The organism is Thauera sp. DNT-1 (assembly GCF_055393985.1).
The window spans coordinates 1,267,458-1,285,066 of the sequence record NZ_AP043752.1; the positions used below are offsets into that span (position 1 = coordinate 1,267,458).

Here is a 17,609-nt window from a genome sequence, read left to right on the forward strand (position 1 = left end):
GCACTCAAGCGGCGGGGTCGCTGTGGCGCTCGGCGATGCGGACGAATTCGGCGTAGTTCGTCAGGAAGGCATCGACCACGTCCGGGTCGAAATGCCGGCCCCGGCCGGCCAGGATGACTTCCCGCGCCTCCTCGTAGGACATGGCTGGCTTGTACACGCGCACCGAAATCAGTGCGTCGAAGACATCGGCCAGCGCCATGAGGCGAGCCGAGAGCGGAATGGCCTCTGCCGCGAGTCCGTCGGGGTAACCGCTGCCATCCCATTTTTCGTGATGCCAGTGGGCGATCTCCTTGGCCAGGACAAGGAAATCGACCGTCGTCTCGATGTCGGCCTCGGCGCGATCGATGGCTTCGGCGCCGATCTCTGCGTGTGTCTTCATGACCGCCCATTCCTCGGGCGTGAGCGGGCCGGGCTTCTGCAGGATGGCGTCGGGGATGCCCACCTTGCCGATATCGTGCAGCGGCGCCGACTTGGTCAGGAGATCGATGTAGCGCGATGTGAGCACATCGCTGAAGCGCGGGTGCCGCTGCAGCGCCGTGGCGAGCTGGTGGACATAGCCCTGAGTGCGCAGGATGTGGTTGCCCGTCTCGGGGTCGCGCGTTTCGGCGAGATGGGCCAAGGCGCGAATGCTGACCAGTTGGGTGAGTTCGTTCTCGCGCATGCGCCGAGCGACCTCCGCATCGAGCAGGGCATTCTGGTCGCGCAAGAAGTCGCGGCCCCGCTTGGCTTCGAGCTGGGTGCGCACACGGGCCAGCAGCACGCCGGGGCGAATCGGCTTGGTGAGATAGTCGGCGGCACCTCGGGCCAGCCCGCTCTCCTCGTTGAGGTCGTCATCGAGTGCAGTGACGAAGAGCACCGGGATGTCGCTCGTCGCGGGATCGGCACGGAGCCGGGCCAGGACTTCGTAGCCATCCATCTCCGGCATCATCACGTCGAGCAGGATCAGATCCGGCTTCAGCGGCGGCCGCACCGCCGCGAGGCAGCGGCGGCCGGAATTGACCGCACGCACGCGGTAGTAGGGCTGCAACAGGTGCGTCAGCACCGCCAGATTGGCCGGCTCGTCATCCACGATCAGAAGGGTGTGTTCAAGCACGGGAGCTCCAGCACGAAAACCACGGCTGCAGTTTACGAGTATTTGCGGCGCGCGTTTGCGGGATCTTTCCGCTCCGCAAGCACCGCCCTACAGGCAGATCCTCGAGCAGACCAGCAGCATGAATGATGGCGTCCATCTCACCCGCACCCGCCAGCTCATGATTTTCGCGAGCCCGTGTTCGCGATTCGCCGCTGGTCTGCGCCGTGTCCGCCGGAGAACAATGCGTCGTGGGGGCAGCACGGTGCCGCCCCGTCTCACAAGGAACGCGCCATGAACTGGGAAACCCCCGCCTACTGCGAAATCCGTCTCGGCTTCGAAGTCACGGCTTACGTATACGGGCGCCTCGAAAAACCTCCGTCCCGCCCGCCCTTGCTAAAATTACGACGTCCTGAACCCAGCAACCTGCACCGATGAAACCGCGTAGCGCTATCAAGACTGACCTGTTCGCTGACGAACACCACCGCAAGAAGCTCGACTCGCTGGGCGACCCGCTGGTCGAGATCGAGTCGCACATCGACTTTGCGGCGTTGGCGGCCGAGGTGGATGAGGTTGCGCCGCGCCCGGTGAGCGCGCAGGGCGGGCGCCCGCCGTACCCGACCGAGACCATGGTACGGATCCTGGTGCTCAAGCGCCTGTACAACCTGTCCGACGAGCAGATGGAGTACCAGTTGCTCGACCGGATGAGCTACAAGCGCTTCTGCGGACTGGCGAACGCGACCAATGTCCCGGACCGCACTACCGTATGGACCTTCGAGAACCGGATCGGTGAAGCCGGTGCCAAGGCGCTCTTTGACGGCGTCTCGGCGCAGCTGCTCAGGAAGGGTTTCATCGCGCGCGGCGGTCAAATCATCGACGCCACCTTGGTCCCCGCCCCCAAGCAGCACAACAGCCGAGGCGAGAAGGAACTGATCGAGCAAGGTGCGATGCCCGCCGATTGGAAGCCTGCGAAGCGGCGGCAGAGGGACATCGACGCCACCTGGACCAAGAAGCACGGCAAGAGCCACTTCGGCTACAAGCTCTCGATCAACGTCGACAAGAAATACAAGATCATTCGCCGAATCGAGACCGACACGGCGAGTACGCACGACAGCCAGCACTTCGACAACGTCTTCGATGCGGGCAACACGAGTCGGGACGTCTATGCCGACCGGGGCTACCCGTCCGAGGCGCGTGAAGCCTGGCTCAAAGAGAAGGGCTTCCGGAATCAGATCCAGAGGAAGGGCAAGCGTAACAAGCCGCTGTCCGAGTGCCAGCAGCGGCGTAACCAGCGCATCGCCAAAACGCGCGCCCGAGTCGAGCATGTGTTTGCCGCCATCGAGCAGATGGGTGGCAAGTTGCTGCGCACCATCGGCCAGGCGCGGGCGAGCTTCGCGATGACGATGATGGCCGCCTGCTACAACCTGAAGCGGCTGACGTATTTCCAGAAGGCCGGAATCCAGGCCTTCTGACACCCGAAGTGGGCCAAATCGCCGATGCCTGGGGCGATTCGAGGCAAAAACGGGGCAACCCCGCCGAGAAAGACGGTGGGTTGCCAGAGAAATTGGACCGAACTCGGTCGCGGTCATCATTGCGCGGCGGGATTCACTGAAAACCTCGGGTTATTCGAGGTGCCCATACGTACGTTGAGCGTATGCAGCGCGCGGCCGCGGCGGCGGAGACGGATCGCCGCCGCCGCGGCCGCCCCGACGACCATGGACGCCCTCCCCCTGCCCGCCGACGCCCGCCCGCGGCTGTCGCCCCACTACGTCTTCCGCTGGGAAGAGAGCCAGTCGGCTTTCATCCTGCTCTACCCGGAAGGTCTGATCAAACTCAACGCCTCGGCCGGCGCGGTCCTCGCACGCTGCGACGGTGCGCGCACGGTCGCGACGATCATCGCCGAACTACAGGCGAGCTTTCCCGCGCAGGGCGCGGAGATCGCCGACGGCGTGCGCGCCTTCGTGGATCTCGCCTGCGACAAGGGCTGGCTGCGCGCCGCCTGATGGACGCCGCCCCGGCGCCCTCGCGCGGCGCGCCGCCGCTGTGGGCCGAGGCGGCGCCGTTCTGCACGCACCGCCTCGCAGTGGGGAGCGGTCACGTGCTGCACGTGGAGGAATGCGGCCGCGCCGACGGCATCCCGGTGGTCTTCCTGCACGGTGGCCCGGGCAGCGGCTGCAGCCCACGCCAGCGCGGGCTGTTCGACCCCGCACGATTTCGCGCCGTGCTCTTCGACCAGCGCGGCGGCGGTCGCAGCACGCCGCTCGGCGGCCTGCGCGCCAATACCACCGCCCACCTCGTCGCCGACATCGAGCGCATCCGCACAGCGCTGGCGATCGAGCGCTGGATCGTGTTCGGCGGCTCCTGGGGCAGCCTGCTCGCGCTCGAATACGCCGGCGCGCACCCGCATCGCGTCGCGGGTCTGGTGCTGCGCGGCATCTTCCTCGGCTCGCCGGCGGAACTGCGTACCTACACCGAGCGCATTCCTCCACGCGCACCCGGGCTGCGCCAGCGCCTCGCGGAGGAAGCGCTCATCCGCTTGCCCCGGGCCCGATCCCGGCACGCGGAAGACGATCTGCTCGCCACCTGGTGCCGCCGCATGCTCGCCGGCCGCCCCGAGACGAGGTGCGCCGCCGCGCGCCACTGGCTGGACCACGAGCGCGCGCTGATGGGCGAGCCGCCGCTCGCCGCCCCGCCCGACGCCCGCGAACTCGCCAAGGCGCGCATCCAGGCGCATTACCTCGCCCACGGCTGCTTCACCGACGCCGCACGCCTGCTCGCCACCTGCGCGGCCTTGCGCCACCTGCCGGCGGCGATCGTGCATGGCGCCGACGATCCGGTGTGCCCGCCCGCCACTGCGCGCGCGCTGCACCGCGCATGGCCGGCGGCGGAATACACCGAGGTCGCCGGCGCGGGCCACTCCGGGCTGGATGCGGCGATCGCCGCCGCCTGCGTCGCCGCACTCGACCGTGTCGCAGAGTGCGCCCACCGCGGCGCCCACCCCCGCCGCAGCCGCTAAAGAAAATCGCCAGCCCGCATCGCAGAGCATCAGGACGCCACGCCCCCGGACGACGGGCAACATGGCCGCATCGACACCGGAGGATGCACGCCATGCCCAAGGAAACCCACGGACTCAGCCTCGACGGCCAGGGCAAGCCCTTGTGGCTGTCGCTGGAGCTGACCTATCGCTGCCCGCTCAAGTGCACCTGGTGCAACAACCCGCTCGACTTCGAGGACTACGCCGCGAAGGAGCTGTCGACCGAGGAGTGGAAGCAGGTGCTGCGGGACGCACGCGCGATCGGCGCGCTGCAGCTCGGCTTCACCGGCGGCGAGCCACTGCAGCGCGCCGACCTGGAAGAGCTGGTCGCGCACGCCGACGGGCTGGGCTTCTACACCAACCTGATCACCTCGGGCATCGGCCTGAGCGAAGAACGCCTGCTCGCCCTCAAGGCCGCCGGCCTCAAGCAGATCCAGCTCTCGCTGCAGTCGACCCGCCCCGGGCTCACCGACGCGCTGGTGGGCGCGCGCGCCCACGCGCACAAGCTCGAGGCCGCGCGCCTGATCAAGGCGCACGGCTTCCCGATGGTGCTCAACATGCCGGTGTTCCGCCACAACATCGAGCTGATCGGCGAGATGATCGAGTGGGCCGCCGGGCTCGGCGTCGAGTACATCGAGTTCGCCAACATCCAGTACTACAACTGGGCGCTGATGAACCGCGACGAACTGATGCCCACCCTCGAGCAGGTGCGCGAGGCCGAACGCGTGGTCAATGAATGGCGCGCGAAGCTCGGCAAGGCGATGACGATCTACTTCGTGATCCCCGACTACTACGAGGGCCGCCCCAAGGCGTGCATGAACGGCTGGGGCGCGATCCACCTCACGATCGCGCCCGACGGCGTCGCCATGCCCTGCCAGGAGGCGCGCGTGATCCCCGGGCTGGCGTTCGAGTCGGTGCGCGACCGACCGCTTGGCTGGATCTGGCACGAGTCGCCGCTGTTCCGCAAGTACCGCGGCCTGGACTGGCTGCCCGAGCCCTGCGGGTCCTGTGCGGAGAAGGAGAAGGACTTCGGCGGCTGCCGCTGCCAGGCCTTCCTGCTCACCGGCGACGCCGCCAACACCGACCCGGCGTGCAGCCGCTCGCCGCACCATCACCTGGTGCAGCAGGCGGTGGCCGGGGTGGCGGCGCCGCTGCGCTTCCGCAAGCCGCTCGTCAAGCGCGCCGCCGGCGCCGTATCCACCGCCTTCATGGAGGACTGAATGCGCCATCCCTACGACACCGCCACCGGCACGATCGCGCTCGGGCTGCTGCTCACCGCGGTGCTCGCCCTCCTGCTGCCACTCGTCGCCGGCTGAAGCGCCATGGACCCGCTGTTCGATCTCGCACTGCGCTGGACGCACTTCATCGCAGGCATCCTCTGGGTCGGCCACAACTACTCCAGCGTGGTGCAGCGTCCGGGCTGGCGGCCGCTCGCCGCCACCGACCTCACCGACGACACCAGCCCGCGCTTCCAGTCCCTGCTCAACCGCGAGCACGGCTTCTTCCGTTGGGCCTCGGTGGTGGCGTGGAGCGCCGGCCTGCTGATGCTGTGGCAGCGCGGCTGGCTGCCTGGCGCGCTCATGCTCGACGGCGCGCTGGCGCCGATCGGGCTGGGCACCTGGATCGGCACTTTCATGATGCTCAACGTCTGGTTCGTGCTGTGGCCGCACCAGCAGAAGGTGCTCGGCCTGGTGCCGGCGAGCGTGGACGAGCGCCTGCGCTGCTCGCGCATCACCCACCTGTCCTCGCGCACCAACACCATGCTGTCGATCCCGCTGCTGTTCTTCATGGCGGCGAGCAGCCACGGCGGCCTGGCGGGCTGAACGCGATGAATCCCGCCACCGCCTGGAACTTCGCCGCCGGCCCGGCGCGCCTGCCCGACGCGGTGCTCGAGCGCGCGCGCGACGGCCTGTTCGTGCGCGGCGCGGACGGCGCCTCGGCGCTCGAGCGGCCGTTCACCGGCGCGGACTTCCGCGCGACGCTGCGCCAGGCGCGCGAGCGCCTGGCGCAGCTCCTCGAACTGCCCGTGAACTACCGCATCCTGTTCTTCGCCGGCGGTGCGATGCAGCAGTTCGCGCTGGTGCCGATGAACCTGCTCGGCCACGCGCGGCGCGCGGCCTACGCCGACTCCGGCTACTGGGCGCAGCGCGCGATCGCCGAGGCGCGGCGCTACTGCGAGGTGGTCGCCGCGCCCGGCTTTGCGGGAGCCGCGCCGCTCGCCGCGCCACCGGCGGGACCTTGGGACCTGCCCGGCGACTGCGCCTACTGCCACATCACCCCCAACGAAACGGTCGACGGCCTGGCCTACCCGGCCCTGCCCGACACCGGCGACGTCCCGCTGGTGGCCGACGCCACCTCGTGCCTGCTCACCGCGCCGCTCGACCTCGCCCGCTTCGGCCTGCTCTACGCCAGCGCGCAGAAGAACCTCGGCGTCGCTGGGCTGTGCGTACTGGTGGTGCGCGCGGACCTGCTCGAGCGCGCCGCGCCCGCGGTGCCCGCGGCGCTGAGCTACCGCCGCCAGGTCGAGGCCGACAGCTGCCTCAATACCCCGCCGACACTGGCGATCCACCTCGCCGGCCTGGTCTTCGACTGGATCGCCGAATCCGGCGGGCTGGCCGCGATGGGCGCCGCCAACCGGCGCAAGGCGGCCACGCTGTACGCGGCGATCGACGGCAGCGGCGGCTTCTATCGCGCGCCGGTGGCCGCGGCGCACCGCTCGCCGGTGAATGTCCGCTTCCACCTCGCCGACGAAGCACTCGTCGAGCCCTTCCTCGCCGAAGCCGCCACCCACGGCCTGCACAACCTGCGCGGCCATCGCCAGGTGGGCGGACTGCGTGCCAGCCTCTACAACGCCATGCCACAGGCCGGCGCGGACGCGCTGGCCGGCTTCATGGCGGACTTCGCCCGCCGTCGCGGATGAGCCGGGCGACCTCCCCCTGGCACGCCCGCCCGGGTCTGGCCGGCGGCATCGACAAGGACGCCACGCGCGCCGCCGAGCTGCTCGGCCTCGGCTTCGGCAGCGTGGAGTTCGGCACCGTCGCGGTCGGGCCGCGGGCAGGCGCGGAGCTGGCCGCGCTGCGCGCCCGGCTCGCCGCCCTGCCCGCGCGTGCGCCCGGCGCGGCCGCGATCGGCATCGGCCTCGGCCAGCCCGCCGACGCAGCGCCCCGGACGCTCGCCGCGTGCTGGATCGCCGGGCTCTACGGCGCCTGGGACGTGGCGGACTACCTCAGCTTCAACCTGTCCGCGCGCGCCTGCGCGCCGCTGCTGGCGCCTGCAAGGCTGCCGCTCGTCGAGGCCGCGCTGCGCGCGGTGGCGGCGGCGCGCGCCGGGCTGCCGCGCCGGGTTCCGCTCGCGCTCAAGTTCAGGCTCGGCGGGGCGAACTGGGCGAATGAGGCGCCGCCGGCGGTCGCCCTCGCCGCCGCGGCAGCAGGCTTCGACCTGCTGACGGCCGTGCTGCCGGACGACGACCCGAAGCGCCTCTCGCGCCTGCACGTTCTGATCACCGCAGTGTCCGACGGTCCGGCCGTGGTGGCAGTGGGCGGCATCCGCAAGGCAAGCGACGTCGCCGAAGTCCGCGCGAGCGGCGCTGCGGGCGTGCAGGTTCACCGCGCATTCTCCGAATCGGGGGCGACCTGTCTGGCGCAGTTGCTGGGCAGCGCCTAGCAAGCTGGCGGACTACCTCTGCCGCCCTCGTTGCAGGATTGGCTGCCCGAATCGCACCTGGCGCGCGATGTGGTCGATATGGTGGACGTATCGGCTTGACGCACTGGCCTCAAGAACCATTATGGTTCCACTTTGGAAGGAGCCTGCCATGCCCACTACGCTGACCCTGAAGAATATTCCAGATGAGATATACCAACGTCTGAAGGCGTCGGCGGTAACGCACAGGCGCAGCCTGAACAGCGAAGCGATCGTGTGCCTGGAGACCGTGTTGCTGCCGGGCAGGATCGCCCCGAGTGAGCGACTGGCCCGTGCCCGCGCATTGCGAGCTGCACTGCCAGCGTCGAAGTTCAGGGCGCACGACATCGACGCCTTGAAGCGCGAGGACCGCCTGTGATCGTGGTGGATACCAATGTCCTGGCGTACCTGTACCTGCCGACCGAGTTCACTACACATGCCGAGGCGCTGCTGGAGCATGACCCGGAGTGGGTGGCGCCGGTGCTGTGGCGCAGCGAGTTCCGCAGCATTCTCGCGGGTTACCTGCGACGAAAGACCCTGGCTTTCGATGATGCGCGCGCCTTGCAGGCCGAGGCGGAGAGCCTGCTTGCGGGGAACGAGCATAAAGTCGACTCTCAGCGGGTACTGGAGCTCGTGCGCGACACCGATTGTTCTGCGTATGACTGCGAGTTTGCCGCGCTGGCCCTGCGCCTGGACGTGAAACTGGTGACGATGGAAGCCAGGCTGCTCAGGGCATTCCCGAAGTTCGCGGTGCCGCTCACTGCGGCGTGAGCCCTGGATTCAGCGGTTTGGCGCACCTTCTCGCTGAAGCTCCGCCGAAATGGCTTCCCTCGCGTCGCCGGAGCCGGCTGAAAAACCGGTCGAGTGCTCCGGTAGCCGAGGCGTCAGCCGACTGGAATGTCCAGCACCAGGGGCGCGGCCGGATTGCCGCCCACGCGGCGAAAACCGCTGGCGCCGGCCATGTGCAGCACCGCGGGGCTGATGCTGTGGCACAGCACGCGCTGCGCGCGCAGCAGGGGTGCGAGCTCGACGACGTGGGCGAACAGGGTCCGGCCCCAGCCGCGGCGGCGCCAGGCGGGTGCCACGCTGAGACCGAAATCGACCTCGCCATCGCGGACGGCCATGTGCGCGAGCGCCACGACCCTTCCGCCCGCGTCGGTCAGGCCGTGGACGTGGTCGCGCGCGAAGTCGATGCGGGCGACGTAGCGGGCGATCCCCTCGTCACCGATGCCGTAGCCGAAGCGAAGGAAGCGATCGTCGACATCGAGCGCCACGAGGTGGGCGAGGATGCGCTCGGCATCCGCCGGCGCGAACCCGAGCAGCGGGCCGGGAGGGCGGTGCCGCTTGCGATCATCCGCAGCGAGGGAACTGGGCGAGACTGGACTGGCGACGACGGACATGGCGGAGACCCCGGGCAGGCGGGCGGGATCTCCGGCGGACGCGTCCCAGCCTCCCCGGCGCCGCGAAGGGCGCAGGGAACTGCCGGATCATCTGCGAGACGAGCAAGTGAAATGGTATGGACCATGCCTCTTGTCAGGGACACCCCGCCCTAAACGAATGAAGGTGATGTCCATGGCAGGTCTCCTGGCTTGCGGGTCCTCGCCTCGTGCCAGCCTTCCCGGAGAGACTCCAGTGGCCAGATGGGCACGCGACTCGTCGCATACAGTTGCGGGGGCAGCTCCGGCTTGCACGCGCGGGCGTGTTACCGGATTCCCTTTTCATGCCGGCCGGTGAGGGCAGGCAACCATGAAACGCGGCCGAGGTTAGCCGCGCGCCTCCAGCCTGTCAAACCACTCCCGGGATCCGCCCGCGGATGCCGGCCGCACGCTGGCGAGCCACCCTGGGTCGGACCCGAGCACTCGCCGCCGGCTCAGCGACCGCCGACGGCGCGCTCCAGCCTCGCCTCCACCACCCCGCGCAGCGCGTTCGTCAGCACGATGCGCTGCGCGCGCAGCAGGTCCTCCACGCGCAGCTCGGCCTCGCGCGCGGCCCAGGACGGATCCTCCAGCAGCGCGGCGCGCATCGTGCCGGGCAGCACGCCGCGGCCGGCGGGCGGGGTGCGCCACTCGCCGTCGAGGAGCAGGAAGACGTTGCTGCGCGCGCCCTCGGTGAGGCGGCCCGCCGAGTCGAAGAACAGCGTGTCGAAGGCGCCCGCGGCCAGCGCGGCGCGGAGGCCCTCGTCGTAGCGCGCGCGCAGCGTGGTCTTGTGCGCGCCGAGGCCCTGCGGGTCGTCGAGCGGGCGCTCGGCGAGCAGCACCGTGACCGCGCCGGGCGGCAGCGCGTCGAGCGCGGCGGCGGCGAGCTCGAGGCGGCCGTCCTTGTGCAGCGCCAGGCGCAGGCGCGACGGCGTGGCCGGCGGCAGCGCGGCGAGCTGGCGGGCGAGTTCGGTCGCGATCGCCGCGCGCGGGAAGGCGAAGTCCAGCGCGGCGGCGCTGGCTTCGAGGCGGGCGAGGTGGCGCTGGAGATTGCGCACGCCCGCCTCGCGGGTCGCATACATCGTCTCGAAGAGCGCGAAGCCCGGGTCGAGCGCGGTGAGGAAGTGCGCCTTGAGCCGGCACTCCGCGTACTCGTCGGCGGCACGGCTGTCGATCACGATGCCTGCGCCCACGCCCATGCGCCCGCGGTGGAGCGGCCCCGCGAGCGTCGCGGCACCAGCGGCCCCTGCCGCGGTCAGCGTCAGCGTGCGGATCGCCACCGACAGGCAGAAGTCGCCGCAGGCGCGCCCCGCTGGCGGTGCGTCGATCCAGCCGAGGCTGCCGGTGTAGAGGCCGCGCGGCGTGCTCTCGAGGCCGTCGATGAGCTGCATCGTGCGGTGCTTGGGCGCGCCGGTGATCGAGCCGCAGGGAAACAGCGCGCGCAGCAGCGCGGGAAATTCGGTGGCGTCGGACAGCTCGGCCTCGACCGTGGAGGTCATCTGCAGCACGGTCGGGTAGCGCTCGACCTCGAACAGCGCCGGCACGCGCACGCTGCCGGTGGTCGCGACGCGGCCGAGGTCGTTGCGCAGCAGGTCGACGATCATGAGGTTCTCGGCGCGGTTCTTGGCGTCGGCGGCGAGCCGGCGCGCGGCGAGCGCATCGGCCGCGTCGTCGCCGCTGCGCGCCGCGGTGCCCTTCATCGGGCGCGCCTGCAGCACGCCGTCGTGGTGGCGCAGGAAGAGCTCCGGCGAGCACGACAGCACCCAGTCCGGGCCGCCCTCGTCGGCGTCGGCGGGCAGGCGGATCAGCGCGCCGAAGGCCACCGGCTGGCGCGCACGCAGGCGGCGGTAGAGCGCGAGCGGCGAGCCGAAGGTGTCGAAATCCAGGCGGTAGCTGTAGTTGACCTGGTAGGTCTCGCCCTCGGCGATGGCGGCGTGGATGCGCGCGATCGCGTCCTCGAAGGCCGCGCGATCGACCGAGGCGCGCAGGCCGAGCACGCCGGCGGGAGCCGGACCGGTGTCGGGATCGGGCGCCGTCGCCGATGTGCCGATCGCAGGCCGGCGCTGGCGCTGCGCCTCACACACCTCGAGCTTGCCCGTCTCGCTCCCGCCGGCCTCGGCCGCCGCCAGCCAGGCCTCGACCGCGACGGCCGAAAGGTGCTGCAGCGTGGCGAACATCAGCACGGCCAAGCGGCCGCAAGCCTCCGGCGCCCTACTCTCCCGCCCGACGTCCTCCTGCCCGACGCCATTCAGCCGCACGCCCCACTCGTAGTCGGCCAGCACCACCGCGTGCAGGCCGGCGCGCAGGTCGGCGTCCACCGCGGCCCACGTCGCCTCCAGCGCGGACGGGTCCGCGCAGCGATGCGCGCGCACCAGGCCACGATAAAGGCGGCTGGACGGCGAAGCGCCGGTGGCATGGCAGTCGTCGAGCAGCGCGAAGCAGGCGGGGTCGAGCGGCGGGACGGCGGGCGGAGCGGACATGGGCGAGACAGGACGAAACGGGCCGCGGATTGTATCCCGCGGCCCGCTCCTTGCCCCGGCGAGCGCTCAGCCCGGCTTGCCGGTGCGCCGCAAGAGGCCGCGCTGCGGGTCGTAGCCCCAGGCGGCGAGCAGGAAGAAGCCTGCGAGGCAGCCGGCGACGATCGCCAGCGAGTGCACGGCGAGCTGGCCGTGGAGCGCGAAGCGGATGGCCTCGACCGCGTGGGTGAAGGGGTTCCAGGTGGCGAGGAAGTGGATGACGGTGGCGCCCGACTCCTCCAGCTTCCATAGCGGATACAAAGCCGGCGACAGGAAGAACATCGGGAAGATGACGAAGTTCATCGTGCCCGCGAAGTTCTCCAGCTGGCGGATGTTCACCGACAGCAGCAGGCCGAGCGCGCCCAGCATCATGCCGGCCAGCACCAGCACCGGCAGCGCGTACAGCCAGCCCGACCACGGCACGCCGACGTCGAACAGCGCCGCGACGGCGAGGAAGACGTAGGCCTGCAGCACCGACAGCAGCGTGCCGGCGAGCAGCTTGCACAGCAGCAGGTAGCCGCGCGGCAGCGGCGCGGTGAGCAGCAGGCGCATCATGCCCATCTCGCGGTCATAGACCATCGCCAGCGAGGACTGCATGCCGTTGAACAGCAGCACCATGCCGAGCAGGCCGGGCACGATGTAGGTCTGGTAGGGGATGTAGGTGTCGTAGGGCGGGATGATCGACACCCCGAACACGTTCTGGAAGCCGGCGGCGAACACCACCAGCCACAGCAGCGGCCGCACCAGCGCCGAGGCCAGGCGCCCGCCCTGGCGGACGAACTTGGCGAGCTCGCGGCTGGCGACCGCCTGCAGCGCGAGCAGGGCGTGGGCAGGTCTCATCGGAATCCTCGCGAAGCGGACGGGGTGGGCGAAGGCAGGTTCATGATCCGGTCGGGCTCAGGGCTTGCAGCGACTGTCGCGGCGGTCGAAGCCGAGCGTGTCCAGGTTGTTGGTCTGGTGGAGGAAGCCCTGGATGGGGGCGCGCTCGATCACCGCGTTGTGCGTGGCGAGCAGCAGCGGCTGGCGCAGCTGGCGGTCCCAGTCGCGGAAGTACAGGCGGTTGCCCTTGAAGCCGTCGATGGTGATCTCCTCGCCGCCGAGGTAGGCGACCCGCTTGTCGAAGGGCGCGTTGCCGGTGCGCACCACGGCCTCGACCACCGCCTTCACCGCCACCCAGGCGGCCCAGTCGGCACTGCCCATGTGGCGCCCCGCCTGCTTGTCGAAGCGGCTGACGAGCTGCGGCGCGCCGTGGCGCGACCAGGCCCAGTGCCAGGCCTCGGCGACCAGCCCCTCGGCGCCCACCACCGGGCGCGGGCGCACGGTGTCGTAGGGCACGCTGCGCGCGAACTCGCCGTCGCTGTCGGCGACGAAGACGACGTCGTGGTCGTCGCCCGCGGTGAGCAGGCCGACGTTGCCGAGCTCGCGCTGGCGCGGGTCGTTGCCGAGCACGAAGTCCTTCTTGTCGACGATCTTCAAGCCGAGCCGGCGCGCGGAGTTCTCGAAGGCGGCGCCGATCAGCCTGTCGTCGTCGCGCGGCCCCTGCAGCAGCAGCACCTTGCGCCACTTCTTCGCCACCAGGAACTGCGCGAGCGCGTCGGTCTGCATGCCGTGGTTGGGGATCGTGTGGTAGAGGTGGGCCTGGCACTGCGCCTGGCGCAGCGCGTCGTCCGGCGCCGAGACGTTGAACAGCAGCAATTCGCGGCCGCGCGTGGCGGCGGCGACTTCGGCCACCACCTTGCCCGGGGCGTCGATCAGGAAGTGACGCACGCCCTCGGCGTGCAGCTTGTCGAGCTCGGCCACCAGCGCGCGCGCGTCGGCACCGCGCGCGCGCACAAGGTCGAAGCTCACCCCGATCGCCTCGCCGACGAAGCGCGACTCGCGCAAGGCCACCTCGGCACCGGCGAAGGGCGCACCGAGCGGGCGCGACAGGGTGCGGAAGAAGGCCTTGCGCTCGTCGTAGCGCGGATCGTCGGCGAGCTCGAGATAGCCGAAGCGGATCACCTCCGCCGCCCCGGCGGCGAGCGCGAAGAACAGCAGCGAGGCCGCCAGGGCGAATTGCGTCAGCGCACGGAAAATCATCATCTGGAACACCCCATCGATCGTTCGAGCATCACAACCCCGGATCCGCACCGTTCGTCACAGTCCGCGCTGCGCTTCCTGCACCGCCTTGATCGCGACTTGCGTCGCTCCTACACGGTGGCATCCCGGGCGCCCGGGGTTCTCGTAGGAGCGACGCGAGTCGCGATTGCAGCCATCCAGCCCGCGCCGTGCTTCCTGCACCGCCTTGATCGCGACTTGCGTCGCTCCTACAGGGTGCCACCCCGGGCGCCAAGCGTTCTTGTAGGAGCGACGCGAGTCGCGATTGCAGCCCTCCAGCCCGCGCCGCGCTTCCTGCACCGCCTTGATCGCGACTTGCGTCGCTCCTACAGGGTGCCACCCCGAGCGCCCGGGGTTCTCGTAGGAGCGACGCGAGTCGCGATTGCAGCCCTCCAGTCCGCGCCGTGCTTCCTGCACCGCCTTGATCGCGACTTGCGTCGCTCCTACACGGTGCCACCCCGGGCGCCCGGGGTTCTCGTAGGAGCGACGCGAGTCGCGATTGCAGCCCTCCAGCCCGCGCCGCGCTTCCTGCACCGCCTTGATCGCGACTTGCGTCGCTCCTACGCGGTGCCATCCCGGGCGCCCGGCGTTCTTGTAGGAGCGACGCGAGTCGCGATTGCTGCCCTCCAGCCCGCGCCGTGCTTCCTGCACCGCCTTGATCGCGACTTGCGTCGCTCCTACGCGGTGCCACCCCGGGCGCCCGGGGTTCTCGTAGGAGCGACGCGAGTCGCGATTGCAGCCCTCCAGCCCGCGCCGCGCTTCCTGCACCGCCTTGATCGCGACTTGCGTCGCTCCTACACGGTGCCGCCCCGGGCGCCCGGGGTTCGTAGGAGCGACGCGAGTCGCGATTGCAGCCCTCCAGCCAGCGCCACGCTTCCTGCACCGCCTTGATCGCGACTTGCGTCGCTCCTACGCGGTGCCACCCCGGGCGCCCGGGGTTCTCGTAGGAGCGACGCGAGTCGCGATTGCAGCCCTCCAGCCCGCGCCGTGCTTCCTGCACCGCCTTGATCGCGACTTGCGTCGCTCCTACGCGGTGCCATCCCGGGCGCCCGGGGTTCTCGTAGGAGCGACGCGAGTCGCGATTGCAGCGTCCCAGCCCGCGCTGCGCTTCCTGCACCGCCTTGATCGCGACTTGCGTCGCTCCTACAGGGTGCCAGCCCGGGCGCCAAGCGTTCTTGTAGGAGCGACGCGAGTCGCGATTGCGGGGGGCCTGGGGCTCAATCGTCGATCACCGCGGTGTGCGGCACGCGGCCGACCGGGACCGAGCGCAGCACCTTGTTGGTCCTGGTGTCGACCAGCGAGATGTCGTCCGACAGGCCATTGACCACCACCAGCATCGATTCGTCGCGGTTCAGCGTCGCGCCCCAGGCGCGATTGCCCACCAGCACGTAGTCGCGCACCTTGCGGGTGGCGACGTCGACCACCGCGACGTGGTTGGCGCGCCCCAGGGTCACATAGGCGGTCTTGCCGTCGCGCGTCATGGCGATGCCGACCGGGGTCACGTCGTCGCTGCGAAAGCCCTTCGGCGCAAACGTGACCGTCTCCTTCACCACGTTGGTCTTCGCGTCGAGCACGGTCACCGAGGCGCCGAGTTCGTTGGTGACCCACACCTCGCCGCCGTCCGGCGTGTCGGCGAAGCGGCGCGGACGGTTGCCGACCACCACGTTGGCGAGGATCGCGTTGCTGGCGGTGTCGATCACATGGACCATGTTGGCCACCTCCGAGGTCACGTAGAGCCGGCTGCCGTCCTTGCCGACGAGCACGCCCTCGGGCTCCTCGCCCACCTCGATCTTCGCCAGCACCTTGTTGGCGGCCACGTCGATCACCGAGACCTGGGCGTCTTCCTCGTTGGAGACGTAGAGGCGGCTGCCGTCCTTGCCGAAGGCGAACATCTCCGGGTCCTCGCCGACGTCGATGCTGCGCACGACCGCCAGCCTGGCGATGTCGATCACGTCCACGCGCTCGCTGTTGCTGGCGATCACGAAGACCTGGCTGCGGTCGGCCGACAGCTTCATGTCGCGCGGGCGCTCGCCGGTGGCGATGGTCTTGACCACCTGGAAGCTCTTGCCGTCGAGCACGGTCACCGCGTTGTCGTTCTCGCTGCTGACGAACAGGTAGCCGGTGTCCCTGGCGAGCGCGGCGCCGGCACACAGGCCGAGACACAGGGCTGCGGCGAGTGCGCGGATCGGGGTCATGGGTCGGGTCATGCGGATCGTCTCCTTGTTGTCGTGGCCGCGCGGGGAGTTCGCTGCGGTCTGGTGCGGCGGGATGCCGGTTGTCGAAATCATTCGCGATCGGCCGCCTGCGGCGTGCCGGTGAGCTTCAGGAAGGCCTCCGACAGGCTGGCGCAGCGCGCGGCGGCGGTCAGGGCGGCAGGCGCGTCGGCCGCAAGCAGCTCGCCACGGTGCAGCACCAGCACGCGATCGGCGGCCTCGGCCTCATCGACCAGGTGGGTGGCCCACAGCACGCCGACACCCGCGGCGCGCAACGCCAGCACCTCGTCGAGGAGGTGGCGGCGCGACGCCGGGTCGAGGCCGACGGTGGCCTCGTCCATCAGCAGCACCGCCGGGCGGTGCAGCAGGGCGCGCGCGAGCTCGACCTTGCGCCGGTTGCCGCCGGAGAGCTCGCGCACGCGGTCGGCGCGGCGCTCGGCAAGGCCGACGCGCGCGAGCACGTCGGCGATGCGCGCGCGCGACGCGGCCCCGCCGATGCCGTGCAGGCGCGCATGGAACACGAGGTTGGCCTCCACGCTGAGGTCGAGGTCCAGCGTCATCTGCTGGAACACCACGCCGATGCGGCCGAGCGCGCGCACCGGCGTGCGCCGCATGTCCTCGCCGCACACCCGCAGCTCGCCGGCGTCGGCGTCGAACAGGCCGGTCAGCAACTGGAACAGCGTGCTCTTGCCGGCGCCGTTGGGCCCGAGCAGGGCGACGAACTCGCCGGCGCGCACCGCCAGGTCCACGCCCTTCAGGGCCGGGCGCGCGCCGTAGGCCTTGCGCACCCCTCGCGCCTCGAGGAGCACTTCGCGCGCCTCAGTCATGGGCCGCCTCCTCGCGCGCCGCCGGCAGGCCGGCGAGCAGCTCGGGATGGCGGGCGAGCAGCTGCGCGTGCAGCCCGTCGAGCTGCGCGCCGGACGGATCGCGCGGGCGCGGCAGATCGACCGCCAACTCGAACACCACCCGCCCCGGCGACGGCGACAGGAAGCAGATGCGGTCCGCAAGCGCAAGCGCCTCGCGCAGGTCGTGGGTGACGAAGAGCACGCTCGCGCCGCAGCGCCGCCACTGCGCGAGCAGCATCGCGCGCAGGCGGTTCGCGGTCGGGCTGTCGAGCGACACGAAGGGCTCGTCCATCAGCAGCAGCGCGGGCTCGTTGACGAAGGCGCGGGCGAGCGCGACGCGGCGCATCATGCCGCCCGAGAGGCGCCCGGGGTAGGCGTCGAGCACGTCGCCGAGCTCCATCGCGCGCAGCAGCTCCAGCGCCCGCGGCCGCGCCTGCGCGCGCACGCCGTCGGGCACCACCAGCAGCACGTTGTCGAGCACGCTCATCCAGGGCATCAGGCGCGGCTCCTGGAACATGAAGCCGAGATCGGCCGGCGCGGCGCCGTCCATGCTCACCGCGCCCGCGCAGGCGCGGTCGAGCCCGCCGACGATGCCGAGCAGCGTGCTCTTGCCGCAGCCCGAAGGCCCCACCACGCAGACGAACTCGCCGCGCGCGACCTGCATGTGCAGCCCCGACAAGGCCAGGTGCGGACGCCCGCCGCGGTCGGGGAAACGCTTGGTGTCGATGCGGATGTCGAGCAT

General features: G+C 70.7%; 19 protein-coding genes and 1 riboswitch. Of the genes, 10 read left to right on the plus strand and 9 right to left on the minus strand.

All coding sequences use genetic code 11. The features are described from left to right. Positions 1–4: 4 nt before the first annotated feature. Positions 5–1,093 (minus strand): two-component system response regulator, encoded by a 1,089-nt coding sequence (locus tag ACZ5PP_RS05875; protein WP_287472241.1) that lies wholly within the window; start codon positions 1,091–1,093, stop codon positions 5–7. A 270-nt stretch (positions 1,094–1,363) separates the two neighbouring features. Between ACZ5PP_RS05875 and pqqA the strand changes: the two genes are divergently transcribed. From pqqA to ACZ5PP_RS05925, 10 genes are all read left to right on the plus strand, one after another. After that, the gene (gene pqqA, locus ACZ5PP_RS05880) at positions 1,364–1,507 is read left to right on the plus strand and encodes a pyrroloquinoline quinone precursor peptide PqqA (RefSeq protein WP_464826868.1); all 144 of its coding nucleotides are present in this window, start codon (positions 1,364–1,366) and stop codon (positions 1,505–1,507) included. Further along, positions 1,504–2,541, plus strand: coding sequence for an IS5 family transposase (locus tag ACZ5PP_RS05885; RefSeq protein WP_004265463.1), 1,038 nt, complete (start codon positions 1,504–1,506; stop codon positions 2,539–2,541). Before pqqA ends, ACZ5PP_RS05885 begins: the two co-directional genes overlap by 4 nt. A gap of 243 nt (positions 2,542–2,784) precedes the next feature. Next, positions 2,785–3,072 (plus strand): pyrroloquinoline quinone biosynthesis peptide chaperone PqqD, encoded by a 288-nt coding sequence (gene pqqD / locus ACZ5PP_RS05890; RefSeq protein ID WP_276659265.1) that lies wholly within the window; start codon positions 2,785–2,787, stop codon positions 3,070–3,072. Beyond that, the gene (locus ACZ5PP_RS05895) at positions 3,072–4,085 is read left to right on the plus strand and encodes an alpha/beta fold hydrolase (protein WP_464826869.1); all 1,014 of its coding nucleotides are present in this window, start codon (positions 3,072–3,074) and stop codon (positions 4,083–4,085) included. The genes pqqD and ACZ5PP_RS05895 overlap by 1 nt, the downstream gene beginning before the upstream one ends. Positions 4,086–4,177: 92 nt before the next feature. Further along, complete coding sequence (gene pqqE / locus ACZ5PP_RS05900; protein ID WP_004326941.1) at positions 4,178–5,323, plus strand: pyrroloquinoline quinone biosynthesis protein PqqE; 1,146 nt, start codon at positions 4,178–4,180, stop codon at positions 5,321–5,323. A 102-nt stretch (positions 5,324–5,425) separates the two neighbouring features. Further along, complete coding sequence (locus ACZ5PP_RS05905) at positions 5,426–5,926, plus strand: urate hydroxylase PuuD (RefSeq protein ID WP_464826870.1); 501 nt, start codon at positions 5,426–5,428, stop codon at positions 5,924–5,926. A gap of 5 nt (positions 5,927–5,931) precedes the next feature. Further along, positions 5,932–7,023, plus strand: a complete 1,092-nt coding sequence (gene serC, locus ACZ5PP_RS05910) for a 3-phosphoserine/phosphohydroxythreonine transaminase (RefSeq protein ID WP_464826871.1) — start codon at positions 5,932–5,934, stop codon at positions 7,021–7,023. After that, positions 7,020–7,766: a hypothetical protein gene (locus ACZ5PP_RS05915; protein WP_464826872.1), complete on the plus strand. Its 747-nt coding sequence runs from the start codon at positions 7,020–7,022 to the stop codon at positions 7,764–7,766. The genes serC and ACZ5PP_RS05915 overlap by 4 nt, the downstream gene beginning before the upstream one ends. Positions 7,767–7,914: 148 nt before the next feature. Next, positions 7,915–8,160, plus strand: a complete 246-nt coding sequence (locus ACZ5PP_RS05920) for a FitA-like ribbon-helix-helix domain-containing protein (RefSeq protein ID WP_004327583.1) — start codon at positions 7,915–7,917, stop codon at positions 8,158–8,160. Next, on the plus strand, positions 8,157–8,552 hold the full coding sequence (locus ACZ5PP_RS05925; protein WP_004327581.1) for a type II toxin-antitoxin system VapC family toxin: 396 nt from the start codon (positions 8,157–8,159) through the stop codon (positions 8,550–8,552). The genes ACZ5PP_RS05920 and ACZ5PP_RS05925 overlap by 4 nt, the downstream gene beginning before the upstream one ends. Before the next feature lie 113 nt (positions 8,553–8,665). On the opposite strand, the gene ACZ5PP_RS05930 is transcribed toward ACZ5PP_RS05925, so the two are convergent. The 8 genes from ACZ5PP_RS05930 to ACZ5PP_RS05965 form a co-directional block, all read right to left on the minus strand. Continuing rightward, a complete protein-coding gene (locus ACZ5PP_RS05930; protein WP_004327579.1) occupies positions 8,666–9,181 on the minus strand; it encodes a GNAT family N-acetyltransferase in 516 nt (171 codons plus the stop codon). A gap of 157 nt (positions 9,182–9,338) precedes the next feature. Continuing rightward, positions 9,339–9,545: riboswitch (cobalamin riboswitch) on the minus strand. Between the two features lie 106 nt (positions 9,546–9,651). Next, positions 9,652–11,676 carry a chorismate-binding protein gene (locus tag ACZ5PP_RS05935; protein WP_464826873.1) on the minus strand — a complete coding sequence of 675 codons (2,025 nt, stop codon included), beginning with the start codon at positions 11,674–11,676 and terminating at the stop codon, positions 9,652–9,654. Positions 11,677–11,742: 66 nt separating this feature from the next. Further along, a complete protein-coding gene (locus tag ACZ5PP_RS05940) occupies positions 11,743–12,552 on the minus strand; it encodes an ABC transporter permease (RefSeq protein WP_043746361.1) in 810 nt (269 codons plus the stop codon). 57 nt (positions 12,553–12,609) lie between these two features. Next, positions 12,610–13,794: a type 1 periplasmic-binding domain-containing protein gene (locus ACZ5PP_RS05945; RefSeq protein ID WP_464826874.1), complete on the minus strand. Its 1,185-nt coding sequence runs from the start codon at positions 13,792–13,794 to the stop codon at positions 12,610–12,612. Between the two features lie 54 nt (positions 13,795–13,848). Continuing rightward, entirely contained in the window at positions 13,849–14,577 is a 729-nt protein-coding gene (locus ACZ5PP_RS05950; RefSeq protein ID WP_464826875.1) for a hypothetical protein, read from the minus strand. A gap of 449 nt (positions 14,578–15,026) precedes the next feature. Next, positions 15,027–16,016 (minus strand): PQQ-dependent catabolism-associated beta-propeller protein, encoded by a 990-nt coding sequence (locus ACZ5PP_RS05955; protein ID WP_464826876.1) that lies wholly within the window; start codon positions 16,014–16,016, stop codon positions 15,027–15,029. Positions 16,017–16,093: 77 nt separating this feature from the next. After that, a complete protein-coding gene (locus tag ACZ5PP_RS05960) occupies positions 16,094–16,849 on the minus strand; it encodes an ATP-binding cassette domain-containing protein (RefSeq protein ID WP_464826877.1) in 756 nt (251 codons plus the stop codon). Next, positions 16,842–17,609: an ABC transporter ATP-binding protein gene (locus ACZ5PP_RS05965; protein ID WP_276660375.1), complete on the minus strand. Its 768-nt coding sequence runs from the start codon at positions 17,607–17,609 to the stop codon at positions 16,842–16,844. Before ACZ5PP_RS05965 ends, ACZ5PP_RS05960 begins: the two co-directional genes overlap by 8 nt.